A 24,726-nucleotide genomic window follows, 5' to 3' on the forward strand; every position below is an offset into this window, starting at 1 on the left:
TCACTCGTCGAACAGCGAGAAAAGGGTGTTGAGCCCCTCGGCCAGCAGCGGGTGCGTGAAGATCGCGTTCGCCATGTCGGCGGCGGTGAGCTTGCCCAGCATGGCGACCTGGACCATGGTCATGATCTCGCCGCCTTCGCTCCCGAGGACCGCGAAGCCCAGGATCTCCCCGGTGCGGGCCTCGACGACGGCCTTCATGAAGCCGCGCGTCTCGCCGGTTTCGAGGGCTCGGACGACCGCGTTCATCGGCAGCTTCGCCACCCGGATCTCCCGTCCCTGCGCCAGTGCCTCGCGCTCGGTGAGGCCGGCGCGGGCGAGCTGGGGGTCGGTGAAGACCGTGTGCGGGACGAGCCGGCCGCGCGTGCTTGCCTTCTCCCCCTTGACAAGCTGGGCGTGCAGGACGCGGTAGTCGTCGTACGAGGAGTGGGTGAACGAAGCGCCGCCGGTGATGTCCCCCATCGCGTACACGCCGGGGACGCTGGTCTCCAAGTGTTCGTCGACCTCGATGAAACCGCGCTCGTCGAGCCGGATGCCCGCTTCCCCTGGGGTGAGCGCCTCGGTGTTCGGGACGCGGCCGATGGCCGACAGCAGATGTGAGCCTTCGAGCTGCCGCTCACCGTCTTCGGTGCGCACGGTCAGCCGCAGGCGGTCCTCGCCGGCCGGTTCGGCCCGGACCGGCGTCGCCGAGGTCAGGACGGTGATCCCCTCGCCACGCAGGACCTCGGCGACCGCCTCCGAGACGTCGTCGTCCTCGGCCCGCATCAGGCGCGGGCCGTGCTGCACGATGGTGACCTCGCTGCCGAACCGGCGGAACATCTGGCCGAACTCCGGGGAGATGTACCCGCCGCCGAGCACGATCAGGTGCTCCGGGACCTCGTCCAGCTCCATGATCGAAGTCGAGTCGAGCACCGGGACCTCGGCTGCCCCGTCGATCTCCAGCGGCCTCGGCCGGGTGCCCGCGTCGACCACGATCACCGGCGCCCTCAGCTGCCGCAGCCCGCCGCCGGTCAACGCGACTTCGACGGTTTTCGGCCCGGTGAAACGGGCTTCGCCGGCGATCAGGTCGAGCCCGTCCAGCCCCAGCCGGCCCGCGTAACCCGCCCGGGCGCCGGCGACCATGTCCCGCTTGCGCTCCCGCACCGCCGCCAGGTCCACCGAAACCGGGCCGGTGCGCACGCCGTACTCGGCACCGCGGCGTGCCTGATACGCCAGGCGGGCGCTGGCGATCATCGTCTTGGTCGGGGTGCAGCCGGTGTTGACGCACACCCCGCCGAGCGGGCCACGCTCGACCAGCGCCACCCTGCGGCCGGCCTTCGCCAGGTCGAGCGGCAGGAACCGGCCGCCCTGGCTGGTGCCCATCACGATCACGTCGTAGTCCTCAGCCGCCATGATGCCTGCTCCCGTGGGTGCGAATACCGGCTCCTCCTCCGGGAAACTGTACTGGGCGGGCGGCTACCGGGGCGTTGGCCCGGTCGCTGGAAAGCAGGTTGTACTCGTTCACCGCCAGCACCGCCGGCCGCTGCCCGTCCGGGCTGGTGGCCCACATGCTCAGGTAGCCGAGGTCCGCGCCGTCGTGTGTCCACAGTGGAGATCATGGCGCCCGCGGTGCCGCCGAACTGGATGTCGGAGACCGTGACGTCGCGGACCAGGAGCTCGATGATCCGGCTCCGCACCTCGGCCGAGGGCTCGTTGCCGGTGACCGCAGCCAACCTGGACCCGAACCGGCCGTGGACCCCGCAGCAGCTGGTGGACCGAGCACGGTGGTCAGCAGCACGACACTCCATGAGCACCCGTCGGTTCCTCCCCTGCCTGCCGACTTCTCCGCGACGCCAAGGGCCGGGAATGAACTTCCGATGAAACGCCCGCAATAGGATCGCCGGAACAGCCGACCAGGGAGGCTTGGATGTGTGCGTTCGTGCTGGTCGCGGAGGATGACGTGAAACAGGCCGAGCTGCTGCGCCGGTACCTGCGCAGCGAGGAGCACTCGGTGCTGGTGGTGCACGACGGCCGGGAGGCCGTGGAGCAGGCGGCTTTGCGGCACCCGGACCTGCTCGTCCTGGACGTGATGATGCCCGGTCAGGACGGGCTGGAGGTGATGCGGGCGCTGCGGCGGGACTCCGACGTGCCGGTGCTGCTGGTGACGGCGCGCTCGACCGCCGAGGACAAGCTGGCCGGGTTCGACCTGGGCGCCGACGACTACGTGACCAAGCCGTACGACCCGAGGGAGCTGATGGCCCGGGTGCGGTCGTTGCTTCGCCGCGCGGAGCCGTCCGGCCGGCGGCCGGTGCTGCCGCTGCGGGTCGGCGAGCTGGTGCTCGACCAGATCCGGCACGCGGTGCGGCTGCGCGACCGGCCGATCGACTGCACGCCGGCGGAGTTCCGGATCCTGGAAGCGCTCATGGCCGAGCCGGGGCGGGTGCTGAGCAGGCGGCAGCTGCTGAACCAGGCGCACGGCCAGGACACCTTCGTCACCGAGCGCACCGCCGACGCGCACCTGAAGAACCTGCGCCGCAAGATCGAGGCCGACCCGCGGCGGCCCGAATACCTGCACACGGTGTACGGCGTCGGCTACAAGATCGCCCACGATGGCTAGGGCCGGGCTGCGGGTCCGGCTGCTGGCCGGCACGGTACTGGTCGCGGCCGGGGCGGTCGCGGCGACGGCGTGGCTGGCGGTGCAGGGGACCACGGGCTCCATCGCCGAGCAGCAGGGCATGGTGGACCAGGTTTCCGGCCAGGCGTACAGCGCGATGGTCGACTACGCGGCCACGCACGCCGACTGGCACGCGGTCCAGCCCACTTTGGCGCAACTGTCGGCGTACACCGGCACCCGGGTTGTCCTCACTCCCGTCGGCGGTGCGCCGATCAGCAGCGCAGCGGGCTCGGACGGCGCGCCAGCCGGGCCGTCGGTCCAGGTCGACCCGCTGGCCGTGGACAACTCGGTGGGCGGCACGCAGTTCCCCGACGGGATCGACCCCGTGGTCGCCGGTCCGTTCCAGCTGACCACCCAGGAGCACGCCGACCTGGAAGCCCGGATCGAGGGCGATCTGGACTGCCTGCGGGACGGGACGATCGCCGAAGTGCCCAGCGGGCGTCCGTACCTGCGCCTCGACCGGGGCCAGGAGTCCTCGCCGTGCCTCAAGATCCTGGCCGACGCCGGCTGGCCGATCGGCTACCAGGACACCCCCCGGGTGACGCCGACGCCGACCGAACAGGCCGCGCTGGACCGGATCACGCAGGCGATGAAGGACTGCCTGCCGCCGGAGAAGGACGCCACGGTCGTGGTGGACGCCCGCGGCGAAGTGCGCCCGGTCGCCGGGAAGCAGGACCCGCAGGTCGGCAAGTGCCTGGTGGACGCGCGGCGGCAGGTGCTGCGCCCTTACGTCGCGCCGATCGCGCACCTCCAGGTCACGGCGATGGAGAGCAGCCCGCAGGCCGGCATCGGGCTGTCCTCGGGCGGGCTGCTGCGCATTGCCGGGGTGACCGCGATCGTGCTGGTGCTGACCGTCGGGGTGGCGATGCTGCTGGCCAACCGGGTGATCCAGCCGGTCCGGACCCTCACCGCCGCGACGAGGCGCATGCGGGCCGGCGACGGCTCGGCGCGCGCACGGGTGCGGGCGCGCTGGGAGATCGCGGAACTCGCGGGCGCGTTCAACGAGATGGCCGAGCACGCCGCCCGGACCGAGGGGCAGCGGCGCGAGCTGATCAGCGATGTCTCGCACGAACTGCGCACGCCGCTGGGCACCATCCGCGGCTGGCTGGTCGCCGCGCAGGACGGGCTCGCCGACCTCGACGACGAACTGGTGACCTCGCTGCTGCAGGAAACCTCGTTGCTGCAACACCTTGTCGACGACCTCCGCGACCTGGCCCTGGCCGACGCGGGCATGCTGCGGCTGGAACGCGTCGAGCTGAACGCGACGGAACTGCTGCGCCACGTCGCGGCGGCGCACGGCGGCCGGGTCGAGGCCGACGTGCCCGATGATCTGCTGGTGACGGCCGATCCGGTGCGGCTGCGGCAGATCGTCGGCAACCTGCTGGCCAACGCCGTCCGCCACACCCCGCCCGGCGGACGGATCGTCCTGGCCGGCCGGCGGGACGGCCGGGACGTCCTGATCACCGTGACCGACACCGGCGCCGGCATCGCGGCCGACGATTTGGCGCACGTGTTCGACCGGTTCTGGCGGGCGGACAAGTCGCGCACCCGGCGGACCGGCGGCAGCGGCCTGGGACTGGCCATCGTGCGCAAGCTCGCCGAGGCCCAGGGCGGGGAGGTGACGGTGACCAGCGCGCCCGGCGAAGGCAGCGCCTTCACCCTACGGCTGCCCGCGCCCGCGGACCGGTGAAGGACCGTTCACGGCGTTCGCACGGGTTCTTCACAGTCGTCGGGCACGGTGGGCCGCGTGATACTTCCCCGATGGCTGGCCGCCGCGGCCGCGCTGGCCCTGCTCGCCGCCTGCTCGACCCAGGCCCCGCCGCCCGGCCAGGTCGCCACGATGTCCACTCCGGGCACCCCGGCCGCGGCCGCCACCTCGGCGGCGGATCCGGACAACGGCCGGCCTCGCGAACGCGTCGACATGACCGTCGACGATCTGAACGCGCTGGGCGCGCCCTACCGGACCTGCCTGGCCCAGAACGGTTCCCCCAAGGGCGCGGCCGACGGCTCCGGGCAGCCCGGCGTGACGATGCCCGGCCAGTCCGGCAAACAGGCGGAGGACCGGGCCGAGACGGCCTGCCTGGCCAAGAAGCCGCTGCCGCCGTGGGAGCTGGACACCGCCAACCCGCACGCCGCCGACTTCGTGCACGCGGTCGTGCAATGCCTGCGGGACAAGGGCGTGCGGTACGTCGACGCGGAGCCACCGGAGGGTGACCGGGAGGTCTACAGCTTCGGCGGGCCGCAGAACGACCCCGCCTCGATCAGCAAGGGCATGAACCTCGCGCCCACGTGCGAGAAGGAAGTCGCGGCCAGGGGCATCGGCCGGTGAGGAAACGCGTCCTCGCGGGCGTCTGCGCGGCGACGGTCCTCGTCGCCGGCGGGGCGACCGCCTACGCCTTCGCCGCCCGGCCCGCGCCGCCCACGGCCGCCGCGCAGCCGGCGCCGCCCGTGACCACGGCCGTCGTCAAGACCACCCTGACGACTTCGGTGACCCTGAACGGATCTCTCGGCTACGGCAAGGCCACCGTCTACACCGGACGGGAACCGGGCACGCTGACCTGGCTGCCCGCGCCCGGCACGGTGGTGCACCGCGGCGAGCGGCTCTACACGGTCGACGCGAAGCCGGTCCTGCTGTTCGTCGGCGACCTGCCGCTGTACCGGCCGATCGACGGCACCGCCACGCCGGGACCGGATCTCCGCGAGGTCAACGCGAACCTGCGGGCGCTGGGCTACCGCGGCGCGCCCACCGGCGATGCCTACACCGAGGGCACGGCGGCGGCGCTGAAGGCGTTGCAGCACAAGAACAAGCTCGATGAGACCGGCACGCTCGGGATCGGCGGCGCCGCCGTGCTGCCCGGCGAGGTCCGCGTCGACTCGCAGAAGGCACAGCCGGGCGCACCGGCGACCGCGGAGCTGCTCGCCCTGACCGGCACGGCCCGGCAGGTCACCGCGACCGTCGACCCCGCGCAGGTCGACGTCGCCCTGCTCAAGGCCGGCGGCAAGGTGGACCTCACCCTGCCGGACGGATCCCGGGCGGCAGGCACGGTCACGGCCATGGGGCCCGATTCCGCCGGGGCCGGCGGCGATCCGGCGGCCGGCGGCTCACCGGGCGGCGGGTCCGGCGGCTCCGCGCCCGGCCAGTCCGTGACGGTCTCCGTCGACGATCAGTCCAAAGTGTCCGCAATGGACTCCGGCGGCGTCGGCGTCGTGGTCACCCTCGCGCACCATGACAACGTGCTCGCGGTGCCGGTCGGCGCGCTGCTCGCGTTGCAGGAAGGCGGTTACGCCGTGCAGGTGGTCACCGGCGGGGCAACGAAGCTGGTCGCCGTGCGGACGGGCCTGTTCGCCGACGGCCGGGTGGAGGTCTCCGGCGACGGGCTCGCCGAGGGGCAGCGGGTGGTGACCGTGTCATGACCCCGGTACTCGCAATCCGCCGGGCCGGCAAGGAATACCCGGGCGGCGTGCACGCCCTGACCGACGTGTCGCTCGCCATCGAGCCCGGTGAGCTGCTGGCCATCGTCGGCCCCTCCGGCTCCGGCAAGTCCACATTGCTCAATCTGATGGGCACCTTGGACCGGCCGACCAGCGGCTCGATCGAGATCGCCGGGCAGGACGTCACCGCGCTGCCCGACCGGGCGCTGTCGGCCTTGCGCGCCACGGAGATCGGCTTCGTGTTCCAGCACTTCCACCTCGCCGACGGGCTGACGGCCACCGAGAACGTCGCCACCGGCCTGCTGTACGCGGGCGTGCCGCGGCGCAAGCGGCGGCCGCTGGCCGACGCGGCCCTCGACCGGGTCGGGCTGGCCCACCGCCGCGCCCATCGGCCGCATCAGCTCTCCGGCGGGGAGAAGCAGCGCGTGGCCATCGCCAGGGCGCTGGTCAACGCCCCGTCGCTGGTGCTGGCCGACGAGCCGACCGGGGCCTTGGACACCGGCACCAGCGCCGCGGTCCTCGACCTGCTGCGCGACCTGCACGACGGCGGCGCCACCATCGCCGTGATCACCCACGACCGCAGCATCGCGGCCGCCATGCCGCGCCGCGTGGAGATCCTCGACGGCCGGATCCGGTCCGACACGAACCGGCTCGCGGGGGTGGTGCCCGCATGAGGCGATCCGCGGTCCGCCTCGGTCCCGGCGACATCGCGCGGCTGGGCCTGCTCGGTCCCCGGACCCGCCCGTTGCGCGCCGCGCTGTCCTCGCTGGGCATTTCGATCGGGATCGCCACGATGATCGTGGTCATCGGCATCTCGAGCTCCGGGCAGCAGGCCCTGCACGACCAGCTTTCCGCGCTGGGCACCAATCTGCTGCGGGCGGAGGCCCAGATCGACGGCGACGGCCGGACGCTGCCGCCGGTGCCGGCCGTGGCGGCGAAGATGACCGCGCGGATACCGCCCGTGCGGATGGCGGGCCAGGTCGCCAACACCCATGCCGAGGTCCGCCGCTCACCGGCCATCCCGGCCGCCGAGGGCTCCGGGCTGACCGTGCTGGCCGCGGGGAACGACCTGCTGCCGGTCGTCGGCGCGCACGTCGCGTCCGGCACCTTTCTCGGCCCGGCCAACGCCGCGTTCCCGACCGTCGTGCTCGGCGCGGTCGCCGCGACCCGGCTCGGGATCACCTCGCTCGAGCCGGGCGGGCGGCAACCCGAGGTGTGGCTCGGCGACCGCGCGTTCACCGTGGTCGGCGTGCTCGCCCCCAGCCCGCTCGTCCCGGAGATCGAACGATCCGTGCTCGTCGGCTGGCCCGCGGCGATCAGCTACCTGAAGTTCGACGACCACCCCACCGTGGTGTACGCGCGGGTGGACGAAGCCCAGATCGACGCCGTCCGCGGTGTGCTCGCGCAGACCGTGTTCCCGCTCAACCCCGGCAAGATCCTCGTCAGCCGGCCTTCGGATGCCTTGAAGGCCAAGCAGCTCTCCGACACGGCCTTCTCCGGCCTGCTGCTCGGACTGGCCGCGGTGGCGTTGCTGGTCGGCGCCGTCGGAGTGGCGAACACGATGATCATCTCGGTGCTGGAGCGCACCCGCGAGATCGGGCTGCGGCGGGCGCTGGGCGCGACCCGGCGGCACGTCCGCGGCCAGTTCCTCGCCGAATCCGTCGCGCTGTGCCTGCTGGGCGGGCTCGCCGGCAGCGCCGTCGGCCTGCTGGTCACAGTGGACTACGCGGTGTCTCGTGGCTGGCCCGCCGTTGTTCCCGTCGCCGGGGTCGCGGGCGGCGTGGGCGCCGCGCTGATCGTGGGCGTGCTCGCCGGGATCCACCCGGCGGTACGGGCTTCCCGGCTCCCGCCGAGCGAAGCACTGGCCACGTGATCCCCCTGGCGCGTCCGTGAACGGCTTGGCGCCCCCGCGTGGGATGCCCGTGCCGTGCCGCCGGTGTGCGAAACTGGCGGAATCGGTTCCGGGCACCAGGGGGTCAGCACATGCGGCGTGTCTCGCTCGCAGATGTCGCGAAGGCGGCGGGGGTGGCGAAAGCGACCGCGTCGCGGGCATTGGCGGCCGAGCAGCACGACGTCGGCGCGGCGACCCGGGCGAGGATCCAGGAGGTCGCCGCGGACCTGGGCTACCGGCCGAACCGGGCCGCCCAGAGCCTGCGCACCGGACGGCGGCAGCTGCTGGGCGCGGTCGTCCCGGCCGGCGCGACCGGCTGGGAGCCGATCCTGCGGGGCGCGGCCGAGCAGGCCCGGAAACGGGGCTATCACCTGGTTCTGCACACCGTCGGCACCGGTTTCGACGGCCGGCGGCTGGCCGAGGACCTGACCGGGCTGACCATCGACGGGGTACTCCTGATCAGCCTGGAACGCCCGGTGCCCGCCCCCTCGCACGAGGACGGCCACCCGCTGCCCACCGTCCTGGTCGACGAAGAGCTGACCCACGCCGACGGCACCATCGTGCGCACCGCGCTGTGGACCGCCGGCCGCACCGCCGCCCGCCGGCTGCTGGACGAAGGGCGGACGGCACTGGCCGTCCTGGTCCCGCCCGGGCCCACGGCGAGCACGGCGGCGCTGGCGCAGGGATTCCGCGACACCTGCGCGGAGGCGGGCCACCCGGTCCCGGACGAGCGGGTACGGAGCCTCGATCCGGCGGAAACCGTTGACCTGCGGTCGTTCCTGCGCCCCGTCGACGGCCTGTTCGCCGGCAGCGGCCCGCTGGCCGTGACCGCGTTGCGGGCGCTGCGCCGGATGGACGTCGCCGTCCCGCGGGCCGCGTCGGTGATCGCTTACGGCGACAGCGACCTGCTCCGCCACGCCGAGCCCCCGGTCACGGTCCTGCGGCTGCCCCACGAGCTCCTCGGCGCCCGGGCCGTCGACGTCCTCGTCGACACGATCGAACAGGTCATCGCGCCGCCGGTGATGGTCGAGCTGGCCGCCGAGCTGGTCGTCCGGGGTTCGTCCGCGCCGTAACGCGCCGCCGGCCCACGGGCGGACTTGACCGGGTGCGGCTCGGGTGCCAGACTCCGGAACCGGTTCCGGAATCGGTTCCAGCGAGCGGCGCTGCTCTTTTCCCGACAGCCGCCGTGGTCGAGAAGCGGAGGCTTTCGCGGTGGGCGAGCGCACGTGGTTCCTGTTGGCGATCCTGGTGGTGGCCATCGGGCTGCTGGTGACGTTGATCAACTCCCGGTTGCGGCTGCACCCCTTCGTCGCGCTGCTGGTGGTGTCGCTGGCCGCGGGCCTGGCCGCCGGGGAGCCCGCGGGCCAGGTCGCCAAGTCGATGGAGACCGGGGCGGGCGACATCCTCGGCAACGTCGGCGTCACGCTGGCGCTGGGCACGATGCTCGGCCGCCTGCTCGCCGATTCCGGGGCCACCGACCGGATCGCGGCCACGGTGGTGGCCCGCTCGACGCCGCGGACGCTGCCGTGGCTGATGGCGCTGGCCGCGTTCATCATCGGGATCCCGATGTTCTTCGAGGTCGGCCTGATCGTGCTGCTGCCGCTCGTGTTCAGCGTCGCCGAGCGGCTCCGGCTGAGCGGTGCCGCCAAGACCTCGTCCTACACCCTGCTCGCGACGCCGACCATCGCCGCGCTGGCCACCCTGCACGGCATGGTGCCGCCGCATCCCGGCCCGCTGATCGCGGTGTCCGGGCTGCACGCCGACCTCGGCAAGACCATCCTGGTCGGCCTGGTCTGCGCCGTGCCGACGGTGATCCTCGCCGGCCCCGTCTTCGGCCGCTGGCTCTCGGCCCGGCTGAGCATCGAGCCGGACCGGGCACTGGTGGACCAGTTCACCCACCGCGGTGCCATCGACGAGCGCGACGGCGGACGCGACCTGGCCGGGGCCGGCGTGCCCGCGCGGGAAGCCGGCACCGGCACCCGCCGCCGGGCGGTGCCGACGCGGACCGCGGTCGCGGCCATCCTGGTGCCGGTCGCCCTGATGCTCCTGCGGACGCTGGCCGAGATCGTCCTGCCGAACGGCAACGGGTTCCGCTCCGCCGCGGTGCTGCTCGGCGAACCCGTCATCGCCATGCTGGCCGGCTTCCTGTTCGCACTCTTCGCGCTCGCCCTGCTGCGCGGCCGCGACGGCGAGTCCGTCCGGCGGTCCCTCGCCGACAGCCTGAAGCCGGTCGTCGGCATCCTGCTCATCATCGGCGGCGGCGGCGCGTTCAACGAGGTGCTGCAGGACTCGGGCATCAGCGACGCGGTCGGCTCCGCGGCCGCCGGGCTCAGCATCAGCGTGCTGGTGCTCGGCTGGCTGCTGGCGCTGCTGCTCTCGGCCTCCACCGGCTCGGCGACGGTCGGGATCGTGTCCTCGACCGGCATCGTCGCGCCCCTCCTGCCCCACGGCGGCAGCTGGTACACCTCGATGGTCGTGGTCGCCATCGGCGCCGGCTCGATCGGGCTGAACTACGTCAACCACGCGGGTTTCTGGCTGGTGAAGGAATCCTTCGGCATGTCGATGAGCCAGGCGACGAAGCTCCACACCACCGTGCAGACGCTGGTCAGCGTCCTGGGGCTGCTCATGCTCCTGGTGCTCAACCTGTTCGTCTGACAGCTTCCGCGGCGCTCATGCGTCCGCCGGGAAGGCGTGGTTCCGGCCCAGTACGAAAGCACCCGGAACCTGTTCGCCGACCGGGGGGCCGAAGCTGTCGGTCTACCACGCCGAGCCCGGTTCCCCGCTGAGCCGGGACGCGGTGAAGACCTCCGCAACGGGCCGCCGCGGGTCGTAGGCGGACCAGCCCGGGTCGCCGGTCCGGGCGAACGCGATCCAGGCGGCGTGCATCCGCGCCGCGAGGCCGGGCGGGGCGGGATCGGGGCCGAGCAGGCCCGTTTCCCCGTGCAGCCAAGGCTTTTCGGCGAGGTCGAAGACAAACGGCAGCTCCACGGTGTGGGCCGCGCCGAGCCGTCCGCCCAGTGCCGTCGACCGGTAGCCGAACGAGTAGACGTGCGTGTGGCCGTCCGAGATGCGCGCATGGGCCCGCGCCAGGCGCGCCGTGCCGGCCCCGAACAGCGCCTTCCCGAGTACCGCGGAACGCAGTTCGCCCGGTGACGCGCCGGGCCGGGCCGAGCGGTGCGTGGCGACTTCGGCCTCCGGGTCCGCGGCTGCCCGGGCGGCGACGGCCAGCACGTCCGCCTCCGTCGAGGACTCCAGATTTCCTTGCGGCACCAGGTAAAGGTGGCCTTCCTCGGTGGTGGTGCCGAGCAGCAGGCCGACGTCGGCGGCCGGGCCGGCGGCGAGGCCGTCGGCGGGCTGGACCGGGAGGACCAGGCTGAACGGGCTCAATCCGGCGAGCGGGTCGGTCGCGGTCTCGGTGCGCAGGTCGAGGCCCGCCAGTGCGGGCAGGATCGCCAGGAAGCGCTCGTCCGGGATCGGCGCGAACGCCTCGGCGACCGGTTCGACGCCCAGCGCGGCGGCGGCCGCGAGGGTGACGCGGCGCGCCTGCTCCGGGGTGAACGCGCCGGTGCCGCTGCCGCTCTGGACGATCGCCCGCCGGAACAGGCCGTTGGCCTCCGGTGTCGCGAGCAGCGCGCCGGTGAGCGTGGCGCCCGCGGACTGGCCGAAGACCGTCACGTTGCCCGGGTCGCCGCCGAACGCCGCGATCGTGTCGCGCACCCAGCCGAGCGCGGCGAGCACGTCGAGCAGCCCGCGGTTGGGCGGGGCGCCCGGCAGGTCGAGGAATCCGGGGATGCCGACGCGGTAGTTCACCGTCACGAGGACCACACCGTCGCGGGCGAACGCGCTGCCGTCGTAGAGCGCGGCGCGCGTCGAACCGGTGACGAACCCGCCGCCGTGCACGAAAACCATGACCGGACGCCGGTTTCCGTCGGCGGCCGGCGTGCGGACGTCGACGGTCAGGTACTCCTCGCCCCGCACCCAGCCCGGCCCGAAGTACGGCGTCATGTCCAACCGGCCGAAGTCGCGGGCCGGCTGGGGCGCCGTCGGCGAGGGCGCCGTGCCGTCGCGGACCCCGGCCCAGCCCGGGTGCGGCGCGGGCGGAGCGAACCGTCCGGCGCCGGCCGGGGCCGCCGCGTACGGGATGGCGCGGTAGAACTCGCCGGACTCGTCACGGCCGCCGCGCACGGCGCCCGCCGGGGTCTCGACGACCGGATTTGCTTGCTGGGTCACGGGAAACGCCTCCTTTCCGGGAATCACGCGATGCGGGACAGGCCCGCCCACTCCTTGATCACGAACTTCGACCCGTCCCGCTCGACCTGCGCGGCCCCCTGCCCGCCGAAGTGCGCGGGGAAGACGAGCGCGCGGTTCTCGGCGGCCTGGCCGAGCAGCTTGTGCCGGGTGGCCCGCGCCTCGGCCGGGTCCTCGCAGAAGCACGAGTTGGTCCCCGGCTCCACGATCTGCAGCGGGCTGTGCACCAGGTCGCCGACGAACAGCGCCCGGTCGCCGCCGGACTCCAGCGTGAGCACCGACGAGCCGGGGGTGTGCCCGGGCGCAAGGTCGAGGCGGAGGTTCTTGTCGATCCGGTACGACCCCTCCCACCGATGCGCCAGCCCCGCCTGCTGGACCGGCGTGACGCTGTCCTCGAAGACGTTCTGGTTGCCGCGGCCGAAGACGGTCTCGTACTCGTTGGCCGGGTCCCAGAACTCGAAGTCCTGCCGGGTCATCAGGTACGTCGCGTTCGGGAAGGTCGGCACCCAGGCGCGGCCGTCGAGCCGGGTGTTCCAGCCGACGTGGTCGATGTGCAGGTGGGTGTTGACCACGACGTCGACGTCCTCGGGCCGGACCCCGGCGGCGGCGAGATTGTCGAGGTACGCGGTGTCCAGGCGGCTCCACACCGGCGCGTACGGGCGCTCCTTGTGATTGCCGACGCCGGTGTCGACCAGGATCGTGCGCCCCTCGCTGCGCAGCAGCCAGGACTGCAGCGCCGACTGGCACTGGCCGGTCTCCGGGTCCCAGAAGTCCGGCGCCAGCAGGCCGCGGTGCTCGGCGGGCGAGCCTTCGGGGTGATCGGGGAAGAACTGGCCCGGGGTCATCTCGACCGAGCCGTAGAACTCCTTGATCCGGGTGACCGTGACGTCTCCCAGGGTGAGCTGCTCCATGTGGTCCCGTCCTCGAGTTCGGTGGATGACCCCGAGCCTGGACACGCCGGCGGGCGCGAGCCACTCCCGCGTTGTCCTACCCCGCGCAGGGTGTGGCTCGGGCCCGGCGGCGCCACGGATACTGGGGTCATGGACGGACCTGGCCCCCTCGGCGACTTCCTGCAAGCCCGGCGGGCGCGGCTGCGGCCGGAGGACGTCGGGCTGCGCGACCTCGGCCCGCGCCGGCGCGTCAGCGGCCTGCGGCGCGAGGAACTGGCGCAGTTGGCCGGGGTCAGCGTTTCGTACTACACGCGGCTGGAGCAGGGCCTGTCGCGCGGGGCGTCGGCCGAGGTGCTCGACGCGATCGCCCGCGCCCTGCGGCTCGACGGCCACGAGCGCGACCACCTCGACCGGCTCGCCGGCGCCTCCCGCCACACGCCCCGGGTGCGCCGTCCCCGGCCGGAAAGACTCGCCGACGAGACGCGGGACCTCCTGCGCGCCGTCGACGGCGTCCCGGCGCTGGTGCTCGGCCGGCGCACGGACGTGCTGGCCTGGAACGCCCTCGGGCACGCATTGCTGGCCGGCCACCTGGACTTCGCCGGCCCGGAAACCCCGGCGCGGCGCCCGAACATGAGCCGGCTGGTGTTCCTCGACCCGCACTGCCGCGAGCTGTACACGGACTGGAAGCGCAAGGCCCGCGCCGTGGTCGGCAATCTGCGCATCGCCGTCGGCAAGCACCCGGACGACCCGCTGCTCGCGGAGCTGATCGGCGAGCTGACGATGAAAAGCCCGGAGTTCGTCGCGCTGTGGGCGGACCACCGCGTGCTCCCCTGCGATGCCGCGTCCTACGAACTGCACCATCCCGTCGTCGGCGCGGTGACCGTGACCCAGCAGACGCTGGCGGTCGCCCGTTCACCGGAGCAGGCGCTGATCGTGTGCACGACGCCCGCCAGGTCGCCCTCCGAGGAAGCGCTCGCGCTGCTCCGGCACACGGGATTGCCGTCCGTGGCTCAGGCGGCAGCCGCCTTCGGGTAGTGCGGCCGGAGGTTGGCGGCGAGGATCCGGTCGAGGAGCCGGTCCGGCAGCACGCGGGCGAGCCGGGTGAGGAGCGCGGCGTCGCGGCCGATGGTGTAGCGGGTGCGGGGCCGGCGGTCGGTGACCGCCCGCGCGATCACGAGGCCGGCCTTCTCGGCGGGCAGCCCGGTGCGGGCCATGGCGGCCGACTGCCCGATGATCGCCTGGACGAGCGGGCCGTAGCGGTCGTGCTGCCGGTCGGTCATGCCGCCGGCCAGCTCGGTGGCGGTCGCGATGCCGCGAGCCGACATCCGCGTGCTCACCCCGCCGGGCTGGACGACCACCACCCGCACGCCCAGCGGGCCGACCTCCCGGCGCAGGGAGTCGCTGACCGCTTCGAAGGCGAACTTCGTGCCGGCATAGGCCCCGTACGTGGCCATGGCGATCCGGCCGCCGACCGAGCTGATGTTGACCACCCGGCCCGAGGCGGCCAGCAGCGCGGGCATGAGCGCCTGGGTGACGGCGATGTGGCCGAAGAGGTTGACCTCGAACTGCCGCCGCCATTCGTCCAGCGGCAGCGTCTCCACCGGGGCGTTCACGGCGATGCCCGCGTTGTTCACCAGCGCCCGCAGCGGCCGGTGCGCGGGGTCGGCCTCGATGCGCTTGGCGAGCGCCTCGATCTCGCCGGGCCGGGTGATGTCCAGGATCACCGGCTCGAGGTTCGGGCCTCGAAGAGCGTCGCTTTCCCGGCGAACGCCCGCGAGGACGTGAAAGCCCCGGCCGGCCAGCTCACGGGCGGCGGCCGCACCCATCCCGGTGGAGGCTCCGGTCACGACGACCAGTTCAGTTGACGTTGTCATCTCAACAACGTAGCACGCCAGATGACACTGTCAACTGTAAGCTGCGGCCATGGTCACCCGTCTGGAGTCCGCGGCCGCCACCCGCCGGGCCCTCATCGATGCCGCCGCCCAGCTCCTCGACGCCGGAGGGCCCGAAGCGGTGACGCTGCGCGAAGTCGGCGCCCGCGCCGGCGTCTCGCGAGGCGCGCCGTACCGGCATTTCGCCCACAAGGGCAGCCTGATCACGGCGGTGGCGACGGAAAGCTGGGAGCGCATCGCCGACGCCTTCCACACGATCCGCGCCACGCCCGACGCCCCGCCCGCGCAGCTGCGGCGGGCCCTGATGACGCTCATCCAGGTGGGCCGGAACCAGCCCCACCTCTATCTGATGATGTACAGCACCCCCACCGGCGACCCCGATGCCGCCGTGCGCGCCGCCTCCCGCGCCCAGGAGGAGTTCCTGGCCATCGTCGCCGCCGTCGTCGGCCCGGACGAGGCGCGGCGGTACGGCGCCCTGCTCTTCACCAGCGCGCACGGCGTCGCCGGAACGGAGCTCAGCGGGCATCTGACGAAGGAGAAGTGGGACACGACAGCCGAGGACATCGTCACCACCCTGGTGGACCTGACCGCCGGCCGGACCGGCTAGGCAAGCGTCCACTTCGGACGAGGGCGAGCCCGGCCAGCACCAGCGCAAGCGCCGCGCCAGGAGAACGCGTCACCGATCACCCGGCAGGGAGCCGGGAGGGGACTTCGGCGCACCAGACCCCGGCGTCGACCGTCGAATCCTTTGTGGGCAGCAGCCTCGACGGTGACCAGCTGGCAACGCTCGTGCGTCTGTTCGGTATCGCCTCGGTGCACCGGCCCAGAAGCCGGAGTAACCGGCTAACACTCCGAAACCCGTCAGCGATAGGGCGAAAATGAAACTCCGCGCGAAATACGCCGCCGCCGTCCTGCTCATCGCCGGGCTGACCACGGGGGCGGGGCTGGTGCCCTCGGCGCAGGCCGACACCACGACCAAGCCCGCCTGGTGCGCCGACCACTCGGACGTCTCCATCCTCGGCACCTCCGCGGACACCGGTTACGGCACCACCGGCTACCCCGCCGGCCGCGACCTCCCGGCGCCCACCCAGTACGGCTGGACCACGAAGTTCACCAACGACCTCCACGCGCAGTGGGGGACCAAAGTGGACAATCGCGCGCACAACGGCGCGATGGCGAGTGATTACCTGCCCGGCGGCCGCTGGAGCGACACCACCACCGCCACCGCGGGCATGGCCGCGTCCCAGCCGGACCTCGTGGTGATCGACCTCGGCGGCAACGAGTTCCTGATCCAGAAGGACCCGGCCCAGTTCGCCACCGACTTCGCGAAGGTGATCGACAACGTTCGCGCCGCGCGGCCGGACGCGACCATCCTGCTGTCCATCTACGCCGAGCTCAAGTGGTCGAAGACCCCGTCGTCCCCGCCCACCCAGACCCACACCTGGAGCGAGTACGCCACCCAGATCTACAACACCGCAGTGGCCAAGGGCGTCGCGCTCGTGGATCTCCGCCAGTACGTCCCGCCCGCCGCTTCCGCGACGCTGCCCAACCCGTCGCCGTGGCTGCCGGACAACGTCCACCTCAACGACGCCGGCAACCTCGCCGAGTACGGCGCCTACTGGGGCTGGGCTTCCTCCATCGCCTCGATCTGCTGATCCCGCTGGTCCATTGCCTTCGTGTGCGGAAACACGCGCAGGGCGATGGCGAGCGCGAACCGGCCCGCGGGGTCGTCGATGGTGCCGCCGAACAGGTCCCTCAGCTGACGGAGCCGGTACCGCACGGTCTGGACGTGGACGTGCAGTTCGGCGCCGATGGCCTGCGGCTGGTCGGGCCGGGCCAGCCAGGCGGCGAGCGTTGTGGTGAGCCGCTGCCGGACCGGCTCGGCCAGTCCGGCCAGCGGGGCCAGCACTTCCGCCGCGAACTCGGCGGCGAGTTCGCGGTCCGCGGTGAGCATGAGGTCGATGTGATGGTCGGCCGCTCGCACGACCGGCGCGGTGCCCAGCGTGCCGCCGGTCGCCAGCCGCCACAGCGCGGTGGCGCGGCGGGCACTGCGCGCCGTCTCACGCAGCGCGACGACGGGGCCGAGGCCGGCCTGGTGCGCACCGAGCAAGCCGCGCAACCGGTCGAGGTACCAGTCCGCCCGGTCGGTGGGGATGATCGCCACCGTCAGGTCGAGGCGCCGGCCGGCCAGCACCCGGCTCGGCAGCCGATCGAGCAGCAGCGACGAGACTTCGGCGCTGGTCACCGCGACGAGGACCCGATCCGGCGGCAGCCAGGACGCGTCCCTTGCGGCGTCGTCGAGCAGGTCCGGCGCGGTCGGGGGCTCGGCCAGCAGCAGGCCGAGCAGACGGTCGCGCTGCGCCTGCCCCGCGCGAGCCGCCCGGGAACGGGCTTCGGCGTAACCGTCGGCCGCCGAAGCGGACAGCTCGGCGATGAACGCGAACAGCGCCTCGCCCAGCTCGACCACCGCGCGGATCGGCAGTTCGGCGGCGTGCGCCGAGGAGGTGAGCTGCCGCCAGACGCCCAGCGCGCCCAGCTGGTAGAAGCGGAGCATCTCCTCCAGGCTCCGGCCCGCGGTGTGCTGCGCCCGCCCCTGCGCGCGGTAGACCTCCCGGTCCGCCACCGTCTCCGCGTGCTCGATCTCGGCGAAGAACGCGGTCAGCGCGGCGGTCACGGTCGTGCGCAGATTCGCCGCCGTAGCCTCGTCCAACGGCTGTTTCAGCCCGGCCCGGACCTGGTCGATCGCGGCCGCGGCGATCACCGTCACGTCCGGTTCCAGCCGGGCGAGCACGGCGGGGTCGAGCCGGCGCCACAGCTGCACGGAAGCCTCGGTCATAGAGGAAGCCTACAAAAACCCTGATCACAGACGCGCGGGATCGACGTAGTCCCGGCGCGCCTTCGTCACGGATGCTGCTCACGCCAGGTGAGAATCTTTCACGTTGCACCGTCGCCACCGGAGGCTCTCATGATCGCGCCCACCCGCCGTTTCCGCGGCTTCACCCGGGCGGCAGCCGCCGTCGCCCTCGCCGCGGTGGCGATCACCGGACTCGGCACCCCCGCGAGCGCCGCGCCGGCCAAACCGGTTTACGTCGCGATGGGCGACTCGTTCGCCGCGGGCCCGCTCATCCTGCCGCAGAGCGACCTGTTCACCTGCGCGCGATCGAGCATCAACTACGCCGGCCTGCTCGCGAAGGCGATCAACGCTTCCGTGCTGCGTGACGTCACCTGCAGCAGCGCGACCACCAAGAACTTCGCCGGACCGCAGGCAGGCAACGTCTTCGGCACCGCCGCGCCCCAGTACGACGCGTTGTCCGCCGACACCACGCTCGTGACCGTCCAGATCGGCGGCAACGACATCGGCCTCGTCGGGCTCGCCGAATCCTGCCTCAACCTGCTGCCGCAGAACGGGGTCACCGACGCGCCGGTGCTCGGCAAGTCCTGCCAGGCCACCGACACCGCGGGCGGGGTCGACCAGTACGCCCGCAAGATCGACGCCTTCGCGCCTGCTTACGCCACCGTGATCAAGGAAATCCGCCACCGCGCGCGTAACGCGCGGATCCTGCTGGTCGGTTACCCCACCGGCATCCAGCCCGGCGGTTGCTGGCCGTTCGTGCCGGTCCTGCCCCAGGACGCCGACTACATCCAGGCCAACATCGACCGGCTCAACACCCGCATGGCCCAGCAGGCCGCGGAAAACGGCGCGACCTACGTCGACACGCGCACGCCCAGCATCGGCCACGACGCCTGCCAGGGCATCGGCACCAAGTGGATCGAGGGCGTCCTGCCCACCATCGTCGACAACGGCATCGCGCCGCTGCACCCGAACGCCGCCGGAATGGCCGCGGTCGTCCCGGCCATCCGGCAAGCGCTCGGCACCGGCCGGAAGACCGATGCCCGGTCCTGACGGGCTTTCCCGTCTCGTCTTCAGCTGATCGTCACGTCTGGGGTTGGTCATGGATCGTCGTGGATTCCTGCGGAACGCGGTCGGCGGCGTCGGCGCGCTGTCGCTGCTGCCGGCCAGCATGGTGCGGGCGCTGGCGGCACCCGCGCCGCCGGGCGGGCTGGGCAACGTCGAGCACGTGGTGATCCTGATGCAGGAGAACCGCTCCTTCGACCACTACTTCGGCACCCTGCGCGGAGTCCGCGGCTTCGCCGACCTCAACGCGGTGCAGCTGCCGACCGGCCGGTCGGTGTTCCACCAGCCCGGCGGCAGCGAGGGTTACGTGCTCCCGTTCCCCACCAGCCTGCAGAACCTCAACGGCCTCGACCATTCGCTGGGCAGCGGCAACCAGGCCTGGCACCTCGGCCGGTACGACCAGTGGTGCGCGGCGAAGTCGCCGACCACCATGGCCTACTACCCGCCGGAAGAACTGGAGTTCTACCACCAGCTCGCCGGCGCGTTCACCAGCTGCGACCACTACCACTGCTCGGTGGCCGGGCCCACGCTGCCGAACCGGCGGTACCTGATGACCGGGAAGGTCGACAACCCCGCGGCCTACGAGAACATCGAAACCCTGATGCGGGACGTCATCCTCGGCAGCGACGCCGGCCTGCGGTTCGCGCTGGCCTTCGGCGACCAGGCCGTCGCCGACGGGGTCGCCGCCCTGCTGCGCGGCGTGGCGAGCCCGCCCGTGGCCAGTGTGCTCGGCCCGCTGGTGAAAGGCGCCGTGGGCTTCGACCTCAGCTCACCGGTCTACCGGAGAATGACCGACGACCCGAACCTGCCGGCGAACCTGCTCGAAGCACTGCAAGGGTTCCGGTGGACCAGCTACCCCGAGCGCCTCGAGTCCCGCGGGGTGAGCTGGCGGGTCTACCAGGAGTGGGACAACTACGGCGACAACGTGCTCGACTACTTCGCCCCCTTCGTGCGGGTCATGGAGAAGGTCCTGCGGAACACCGGCACCGGCGCCGCTCCCCTGCCCTACCGCACGCTCGAATACTTCTACCGTGACGTCGCGGCCAAACCGGCCGACCGGCCCCGGCTGCTCAAGCTGCTCGACGCCGGGCTCAAGACGCTGACCCCCGCGGAACTCCGGCTCTTCGAGCGGGGGCTGTACCGCGCCGAGGCCGGCGGTCTGCTCGGCGAGTTCCGCCGCGACGTGGAGAACGGCACCCTGCCCACGGTGTCGTGGCTGGTGTTGCCGGAACAGCAGACCGAACACCCGGTCTGGGGCCCGGCTTACGGCGCCAAGGCCGTCCACGACCTGCTCGACGTGGTCTGCTCGGACCCGAAGACCTGGAACAAGACGGCGTTCCTGCTCAACTACGACGAGAACGACGGCTTCTTCGACCACGTGCTGCCGCCGACGGCGCCACCGGGCAGCGGCGGCGACAACGCCCTCGGCATCCCGGTCGGCCTGGGCGCCCGCGTCCCGATGACGGTGATCTCGCCCTGGAGCAAGGGCGGGGTGAGTTCGGAGGTCTTCGACCACACCTCCGTGCTCCGGCTCCTCGAACTCGTGACCGGTGTGGACGAGCCGAACATCTCCGCGTGGCGGCGTTCGGTCACCGGCGATCTCACCACGGCGCTGGACTTCACCACGTCGGCGCCGCCCTCGCTGCCCCCGGTCCCGGCGCCCGCCGAACAGCCGGGGACCGGGAAGAACCAGCCCGTGCCGTCGCCGCAGGCCGCGCCCGTCCAGCGGGCGGGGACCACGGCGAAACGGCCGCTGCCCTACGCCCCGCTGGTCAACCTCCGCCAGGACGCCGCGCACGGCCAGGTCGTCGTGACCATGGGCCACGGCGGCGCCCCCGGTTCGACGAGTATCCAGTATTCCTTGCACGCCAACGCCTTTCGCGACTTCGCCACGGCCGAGGCGGCACCTGCGCGTTACGACGTGGCGCCCGGACAGCCCGTCACCGAGAACGTCGACGCGACCCGCGACGGCGCGGCGGGCAAGTACGACCTGAGCTGCTACGCCCCCAACGGTTTCCAGGCCCGCTTCGCCGGAGACCTCACCCAGGCGGGCGCGACGATCGAGGTCACCGCCGCTACCTCACCGCTCGGCGGCCGGCCCCTCACCCTGACCCTGGCCAATACCGGCAAGAAACCCGTGGTCTTGACCGTCAAGGCCAACGCCTACCGCGCCGGCGGCCCCTGGACCTTCGCGGTCGCTCCCGCGGCCACCGTGACCGCGCCGTTTCCCACCGCGGCGCCCCGAGAAGGCAGCGGCTGGTACGACCTGACCATCACCGCCGACGCCGACGCGGGCTTCCTGCGCCGGTTCCGCGGCTACATCGAAACCGGCCGGCCCGGCTTGACCTCCGACGACGCCGCCCCGTTCAACCGGCTCCAGCCGGACCGGTCCCTCTACGAGTGGGGCCGCGGGTTCGTCATGGCCTACGACACCGCGACACCGGTTTCCGAACACCAGCTCGCCGTCTACGCGGACCCCGACGCCACTGCGCTGTTCAGAGTTCCCAGCGAGCCGCCGAAGCTGGCCGTCCCGCTCCCGCCGGGCAGCGCGCGCGGCACCGTCGACGTCCCGGCCGGGAAGGCGCCCCTGCCCAGCGGCAGCTACACGGCTTACCACCTCACGGCGGACGGGCGCCCGCTCGCGCCACCGGCACGCGTGCGGGTCGCCCCTCGCCTCACCACCGAGAAGACCGCTTACCGTCCGCAGGATCGGGTTTCCGCGGCCTACACCACCGACCGGCCCAGCGGCTGGAACTGGATCGGGCTCTACCTCGACCACGGGACGGACCCGGACTACCACGACTACCTCGAATACCAGTGGGCCGACGGCGCGGCCGGAACCCGCGAATTCGTCCTGAAGGACCGCGCACCAGGGACCACGCTGTTCGTCTGCCTGCTCGCCGCGAACGGTTACGTCCCGCTGTCCGAACCGGCCCGGTTCCGCATCGTCGATGGATCCACTGTGGATGGTCAGCGTTCGTAGACGCCGGTCAGCCGGGCGCGGCCGAGCACGGGCGCGGTGACGGCGGACAGCAGCGTCCGAGGCCGGGCCCCGGCGATGGCACTGTCCACGGGGGACTCGAGCGCGAACAGCTGGAACACGTAACGGTGCGGTCCATGACCCTTGATCGGCCCGGGCCCGCGGTAGCCCCGGCCGATGGTGGACCGGAGCGCCTGCACCCCGGCCGCGGGCTGCCGTCCGTTCAGGGCGCCGAGGTCGAGGGGCCCGGCAGCCGGGTCGATCAGCGCGAGGCAGTGCACGGCGGGTTTGTTCAGGGGCACGTCGATGTCTTCGACGACCAGGAGGAGCTGGGCGGTGCCGTCGGGCGGCGTGGTCCAGGCCAGGTGGGGCGACCGGTCGCCGCCACCGATGTTCTTCGCGCAGTTCTCCAGCGACAGGGCTTCGCCGTCGCCGAACTCCCGGCTGGTGAGGGCCAGCTGCTCGGGGCCTTGCAGCTGGGGCCGGAGCCACGCCATGTGGGTTTCGCCGGCCTTGCGGTTCTTCAGGAGCTGTCCGAGCAGAGTCATCGGGTCGCCTCGATTCGGCCGAGGATTTCGGCGGTGGTGGCGGTTTCGCCGAGCTTGGGGAAAACGCGCCCGACACTGTGCCGGTGCGCTTCGGCGTCGGGATCGGCCATCGCATCGGTGGCCAGGACGACGTGGTAGCCGTGGTCGGAAGCCGAGCGGGCGGTCGACTCGACGCCCGAGCCGGTCGAGATGCCGGCGAGCACGACCTGGGTGACACCGAGGTCCCGCAGGAGGGTGTCGAGGCCGGTGTCGTGGAACGCGCTGCGCCGCCGCTTGGTGATCAGGTGGTCGGCCGGGCCGGCGTCGAGCTCGTCGATGAGGTCGGCCCAGCCGGGCGTCCTCGCCCCGCCGCGGTCACGTCCGGTTTCGGTGCGCCCCGGCGGGCGCCCGGTGACGTTCACCAGGACCACGGGCAGGCGGTGCCGCCGGAATTCGCCGGCCAGCCGCGTCGCCTGTTCGACGGCGGCGGAGATCGGATCGTCGCCGCGGGCCCCGACGATGCCCTTCTGCAGGTCGATCACGACCAGCGCGGGGCTGGGATCGATGGTGGTCAGCGTCATGAGTGTTGTTTCTCCTGTGGCTGCTTGCCGATGACCGGGTTGGTGCCGCGCAACCCGGACGCGATCGCGGCGAGGAAGGCGAGAGCGGCACCGAAGGCGAACACGATGACCAGTCCGGAGTGGAACGGACCGGCGATCAGCGCGGGGAAGAACTCGCGTCCGGTCAGGGTTTGCTGCTGCGCCGCGGTCAGGTGGGCCAGGGTGCCGCTGGGTTCGAGCAGGTGCTGGATCGGGTTGACGCCCAGTTGTGCGGCGAACAGCGACGAGACCGGCGGCAGGCTGCCGACCTGGGCGGCGACGTCGGCCGGCACGCCCTGCTGGTGCAGCCCGCTGGTGAGGGTGTGCGGCAGGCTGCCGGCCAGTCCGGCGATCATCAGCGAGAAGAACAGCCCGATCGAGACGGCGGTGCCGGAGTTCTGGAAAGTGGCGCGCATGCCGGACGCGACCCCACGCGAAGCCGCGGGCACGCTGCCCATGATCGAGGACGAGTTGGGCGAGGCGAACATCCCGCTGGCGATCCCGTTCAGCGCGATCAGCAGGGCGAAAACCCAGTAGCCGAAGTCGATCGGCAGGATCATCAGGCCGAGGAAGCTGGCGCCGAACAGCACCGCGCCGCTGGTGGCCAGGCCCCGCGAGCCGAGCCGGTCGGACAGGTAGCCCGAAACCGGGCCCGCGGCGAGGAAGCCGGCGGTCAGCGGCAGCATGAAGATGCCGGCCCACAGCGGTGTGTCGCCGTAGTCGTAGCCGTGCAGCGGCAGCCAGATGCCCTGCAGCCAGATGATCAGCACGAACTGCATGCCGCCGCGGCCGATCGAGACGGCCAGCCCGGCCAGGTTGCCGAAAGTGAAGGCCCGCAAGCGAAAGAGCGACAGCTGGATCATCGGTGCGGCCACGCGGCTCTCGATGACGGCAAACGCCGCCAGCAGGATCAGCCCGCCCGCGATCAGGACCTCGACCAGCGGATTGGTCCAGCCCATGGTGTGCCCCTGATACGGCTGCAGGCCGAAGGTGACCGCGATCAGCACCGCGCTGAGCCCCACCGCGAAGGTGAGGTTGCCCCACCAGTCGATCCGGCCGCCGCCGCGTTTCCCGGTGTCACGCAGGGTTCGGTAGGCCCACAGCGTGAAGAACACGCCGACCGGCACGTTCACCCAGAACACCGCCCGCCAGTCCCAGGCCGAGAGCAGTCCCCCGGCGACCAGGCCGATGAACATCCCGGCCAGGCCGGCGACCTGGTTGATGCCCAGCGCGAAACCGCGCTGCTCCTCGGGGAAGGCGTCGGTCAGGATGGCGGCCGAGTTCGCGGTCAGCATCGAGCCGCCGACCGCCTGCGCCACCCGCCAGCCGATCAGCCACATCGCCCCGTGGCCGCCGTCGAACGGGTCGAACGACAGCAGCACCGACGCCACGGTGAACACGCCGAAGCCGGCGTTGTAGATCCGGACCCGGCCGTACATGTCGCCCAGCCGCCCGACCGTGACCACCAGCACGGCCTGGACCAGCCGGTAGCCCATGATCATCCACAGCAGGTACGCGATGTTGCCCGGCGCCAGCGGGTCCAGGTCCACGCCCCGGAAGATCGCCGGCAGGGCGATCAGCACGATGGAACCGTCCAGTGCGGACATGAAGACCGCGGCGGTGGTGTTGGTCAGCGCCGTCCACTTGTACCGGTCACCGGCCGCGCGTTTCTGTGCGGTATCGGTCATCAGCCCACTCCCC

General features: G+C 72.5%; 21 protein-coding genes. 13 read left to right on the forward strand and 8 right to left on the reverse strand.

All coding sequences use genetic code 11. The features are described from left to right. On the reverse strand, window positions 1-1,389 hold the full coding sequence (locus BMY97_RS26250; RefSeq protein WP_091621126.1) for a mercuric reductase: 1,389 nt from the start codon (window positions 1,387-1,389) through the stop codon (window positions 1-3). A 514-nt stretch (window positions 1,390-1,903) separates the two neighbouring features. Here BMY97_RS26250 and BMY97_RS26255 point away from each other — a divergent pair. From BMY97_RS26255 to BMY97_RS26290, 8 genes are all read left to right on the forward strand, one after another. Continuing rightward, on the forward strand, window positions 1,904-2,593 hold the full coding sequence (locus BMY97_RS26255) for a response regulator transcription factor (protein WP_091621128.1): 690 nt from the start codon (window positions 1,904-1,906) through the stop codon (window positions 2,591-2,593). Then, window positions 2,586-4,340, forward strand: a complete 1,755-nt coding sequence (locus BMY97_RS26260; protein WP_091621131.1) for a sensor histidine kinase — start codon at window positions 2,586-2,588, stop codon at window positions 4,338-4,340. The genes BMY97_RS26255 and BMY97_RS26260 overlap by 8 nt, the downstream gene beginning before the upstream one ends. Before the next feature lie 57 nt (window positions 4,341-4,397). Next, window positions 4,398-4,979: a hypothetical protein gene (locus tag BMY97_RS26265; RefSeq protein WP_091621134.1), complete on the forward strand. Its 582-nt coding sequence runs from the start codon at window positions 4,398-4,400 to the stop codon at window positions 4,977-4,979. Then, window positions 4,976-6,064: a peptidoglycan-binding domain-containing protein gene (locus BMY97_RS26270; RefSeq protein ID WP_091621136.1), complete on the forward strand. Its 1,089-nt coding sequence runs from the start codon at window positions 4,976-4,978 to the stop codon at window positions 6,062-6,064. The genes BMY97_RS26265 and BMY97_RS26270 overlap by 4 nt, the downstream gene beginning before the upstream one ends. Then, the gene (locus tag BMY97_RS26275; RefSeq protein ID WP_091621139.1) at window positions 6,061-6,756 is read left to right on the forward strand and encodes an ABC transporter ATP-binding protein; all 696 of its coding nucleotides are present in this window, start codon (window positions 6,061-6,063) and stop codon (window positions 6,754-6,756) included. Before BMY97_RS26270 ends, BMY97_RS26275 begins: the two co-directional genes overlap by 4 nt. Further along, window positions 6,753-7,955, forward strand: coding sequence for an ABC transporter permease (locus BMY97_RS26280; protein WP_091621142.1), 1,203 nt, complete (start codon window positions 6,753-6,755; stop codon window positions 7,953-7,955). The genes BMY97_RS26275 and BMY97_RS26280 overlap by 4 nt, the downstream gene beginning before the upstream one ends. Before the next feature lie 110 nt (window positions 7,956-8,065). Then, window positions 8,066-9,046, forward strand: a complete 981-nt coding sequence (locus tag BMY97_RS26285; RefSeq protein WP_091621144.1) for a LacI family DNA-binding transcriptional regulator — start codon at window positions 8,066-8,068, stop codon at window positions 9,044-9,046. A 139-nt stretch (window positions 9,047-9,185) separates the two neighbouring features. Further along, window positions 9,186-10,628 (forward strand): GntP family permease, encoded by a 1,443-nt coding sequence (locus BMY97_RS26290; RefSeq protein ID WP_091621148.1) that lies wholly within the window; start codon window positions 9,186-9,188, stop codon window positions 10,626-10,628. A gap of 102 nt (window positions 10,629-10,730) precedes the next feature. Here the strand turns inward: BMY97_RS26290 and BMY97_RS26295 are convergent, their stop codons facing one another. Beyond that, window positions 10,731-12,203 carry a carboxylesterase/lipase family protein gene (locus BMY97_RS26295; RefSeq protein ID WP_091621151.1) on the reverse strand — a complete coding sequence of 491 codons (1,473 nt, stop codon included), beginning with the start codon at window positions 12,201-12,203 and terminating at the stop codon, window positions 10,731-10,733. Window positions 12,204-12,226: 23 nt separating this feature from the next. Further along, a complete protein-coding gene (locus tag BMY97_RS26300; protein WP_091621154.1) occupies window positions 12,227-13,132 on the reverse strand; it encodes an MBL fold metallo-hydrolase in 906 nt (301 codons plus the stop codon). A gap of 129 nt (window positions 13,133-13,261) precedes the next feature. Between BMY97_RS26300 and BMY97_RS26305 the strand changes: the two genes are divergently transcribed. After that, window positions 13,262-14,146 (forward strand): helix-turn-helix domain-containing protein, encoded by an 885-nt coding sequence (locus BMY97_RS26305; RefSeq protein ID WP_091621156.1) that lies wholly within the window; start codon window positions 13,262-13,264, stop codon window positions 14,144-14,146. On the opposite strand, the gene BMY97_RS26310 is transcribed toward BMY97_RS26305, so the two are convergent. Further along, complete coding sequence (locus BMY97_RS26310) at window positions 14,122-14,985, reverse strand: SDR family oxidoreductase (RefSeq protein WP_091621159.1); 864 nt, start codon at window positions 14,983-14,985, stop codon at window positions 14,122-14,124. The two genes, BMY97_RS26305 and BMY97_RS26310, sit on opposite strands and share 25 nt — an antisense overlap. Window positions 14,986-15,034: 49 nt before the next feature. Between BMY97_RS26310 and BMY97_RS26315 the strand changes: the two genes are divergently transcribed. Both BMY97_RS26315 and BMY97_RS26320 read left to right on the forward strand, forming a co-directional pair. Further along, window positions 15,035-15,610 carry a TetR/AcrR family transcriptional regulator gene (locus BMY97_RS26315; protein WP_091621162.1) on the forward strand — a complete coding sequence of 192 codons (576 nt, stop codon included), beginning with the start codon at window positions 15,035-15,037 and terminating at the stop codon, window positions 15,608-15,610. A 271-nt stretch (window positions 15,611-15,881) separates the two neighbouring features. Then, the gene (locus BMY97_RS26320) at window positions 15,882-16,658 is read left to right on the forward strand and encodes an SGNH/GDSL hydrolase family protein (RefSeq protein WP_091621164.1); all 777 of its coding nucleotides are present in this window, start codon (window positions 15,882-15,884) and stop codon (window positions 16,656-16,658) included. On the opposite strand, the gene BMY97_RS26325 is transcribed toward BMY97_RS26320, so the two are convergent. Next, the gene (locus BMY97_RS26325) at window positions 16,619-17,839 is read right to left on the reverse strand and encodes a PucR family transcriptional regulator (protein ID WP_091621167.1); all 1,221 of its coding nucleotides are present in this window, start codon (window positions 17,837-17,839) and stop codon (window positions 16,619-16,621) included. The two genes, BMY97_RS26320 and BMY97_RS26325, sit on opposite strands and share 40 nt — an antisense overlap. Window positions 17,840-17,968: 129 nt before the next feature. On the opposite strand from BMY97_RS26325, the gene BMY97_RS26330 reads away from it, so the two are divergent. Next, window positions 17,969-18,907 (forward strand): SGNH/GDSL hydrolase family protein, encoded by a 939-nt coding sequence (locus BMY97_RS26330; protein WP_091621171.1) that lies wholly within the window; start codon window positions 17,969-17,971, stop codon window positions 18,905-18,907. A gap of 49 nt (window positions 18,908-18,956) precedes the next feature. Further along, window positions 18,957-21,902, forward strand: coding sequence for an alkaline phosphatase family protein (locus BMY97_RS26335; RefSeq protein ID WP_091621174.1), 2,946 nt, complete (start codon window positions 18,957-18,959; stop codon window positions 21,900-21,902). Here BMY97_RS26335 and BMY97_RS26340 read toward each other — a convergent pair. From BMY97_RS26340 to BMY97_RS26350, 3 genes are read right to left on the reverse strand one after another with little or no spacing between them, the layout of a single operon-like run. After that, the gene (locus BMY97_RS26340; protein WP_091621177.1) at window positions 21,890-22,447 is read right to left on the reverse strand and encodes a YbhB/YbcL family Raf kinase inhibitor-like protein; all 558 of its coding nucleotides are present in this window, start codon (window positions 22,445-22,447) and stop codon (window positions 21,890-21,892) included. The genes BMY97_RS26335 and BMY97_RS26340 overlap by 13 nt on opposite strands. Next, window positions 22,444-23,007, reverse strand: coding sequence for a cysteine hydrolase family protein (locus BMY97_RS26345; RefSeq protein ID WP_091621179.1), 564 nt, complete (start codon window positions 23,005-23,007; stop codon window positions 22,444-22,446). Before BMY97_RS26345 ends, BMY97_RS26340 begins: the two co-directional genes overlap by 4 nt. Further along, complete coding sequence (locus tag BMY97_RS26350; RefSeq protein ID WP_091621181.1) at window positions 23,004-24,713, reverse strand: MFS transporter; 1,710 nt, start codon at window positions 24,711-24,713, stop codon at window positions 23,004-23,006. Before BMY97_RS26350 ends, BMY97_RS26345 begins: the two co-directional genes overlap by 4 nt. Window positions 24,714-24,726 lie beyond the last annotated feature (13 nt).

This window comes from Amycolatopsis saalfeldensis, from assembly GCF_900110575.1.
Taxonomy (GTDB): Bacteria; Actinomycetota; Actinomycetes; order Mycobacteriales; family Pseudonocardiaceae; genus Amycolatopsis; species Amycolatopsis saalfeldensis.

Bases quoted from the DNA above. Each gene is read 5' to 3' on its own strand.
- BMY97_RS26250 (WP_091621126.1), bottom strand. From the start codon at position 1,389: ATGGCGGCTGAGGACTACGACGTGATCGTGATGGGCACCAGCCAGGGC.
- BMY97_RS26255 (WP_091621128.1), top strand. From the start codon at position 1,904: ATGTGTGCGTTCGTGCTGGTCGCGGAGGATGACGTGAAACAGGCCGAG.
- BMY97_RS26260 (WP_091621131.1), top strand. From the start codon at position 2,586: ATGGCTAGGGCCGGGCTGCGGGTCCGGCTGCTGGCCGGCACGGTACTG.
- BMY97_RS26275 (WP_091621139.1), top strand. From the start codon at position 6,061: ATGACCCCGGTACTCGCAATCCGCCGGGCCGGCAAGGAATACCCGGGC.
- BMY97_RS26280 (WP_091621142.1), top strand. From the start codon at position 6,753: ATGAGGCGATCCGCGGTCCGCCTCGGTCCCGGCGACATCGCGCGGCTG.
- BMY97_RS26285 (WP_091621144.1), top strand. From the start codon at position 8,066: ATGCGGCGTGTCTCGCTCGCAGATGTCGCGAAGGCGGCGGGGGTGGCG.
- BMY97_RS26300 (WP_091621154.1), bottom strand. From the start codon at position 13,132: ATGGAGCAGCTCACCCTGGGAGACGTCACGGTCACCCGGATCAAGGAG.
- BMY97_RS26305 (WP_091621156.1), top strand. From the start codon at position 13,262: ATGGACGGACCTGGCCCCCTCGGCGACTTCCTGCAAGCCCGGCGGGCG.
- BMY97_RS26310 (WP_091621159.1), bottom strand. From the start codon at position 14,985: ATGACAACGTCAACTGAACTGGTCGTCGTGACCGGAGCCTCCACCGGG.
- BMY97_RS26315 (WP_091621162.1), top strand. From the start codon at position 15,035: ATGGTCACCCGTCTGGAGTCCGCGGCCGCCACCCGCCGGGCCCTCATC.
- BMY97_RS26320 (WP_091621164.1), top strand. From the start codon at position 15,882: ATGAAACTCCGCGCGAAATACGCCGCCGCCGTCCTGCTCATCGCCGGG.
- BMY97_RS26325 (WP_091621167.1), bottom strand. From the start codon at position 17,839: ATGACCGAGGCTTCCGTGCAGCTGTGGCGCCGGCTCGACCCCGCCGTG.
- BMY97_RS26330 (WP_091621171.1), top strand. From the start codon at position 17,969: ATGATCGCGCCCACCCGCCGTTTCCGCGGCTTCACCCGGGCGGCAGCC.
- BMY97_RS26335 (WP_091621174.1), top strand. From the start codon at position 18,957: ATGGATCGTCGTGGATTCCTGCGGAACGCGGTCGGCGGCGTCGGCGCG.
- BMY97_RS26340 (WP_091621177.1), bottom strand. From the start codon at position 22,447: ATGACTCTGCTCGGACAGCTCCTGAAGAACCGCAAGGCCGGCGAAACC.
- BMY97_RS26345 (WP_091621179.1), bottom strand. From the start codon at position 23,007: ATGACGCTGACCACCATCGATCCCAGCCCCGCGCTGGTCGTGATCGAC.
- BMY97_RS26350 (WP_091621181.1), bottom strand. From the start codon at position 24,713: ATGACCGATACCGCACAGAAACGCGCGGCCGGTGACCGGTACAAGTGG.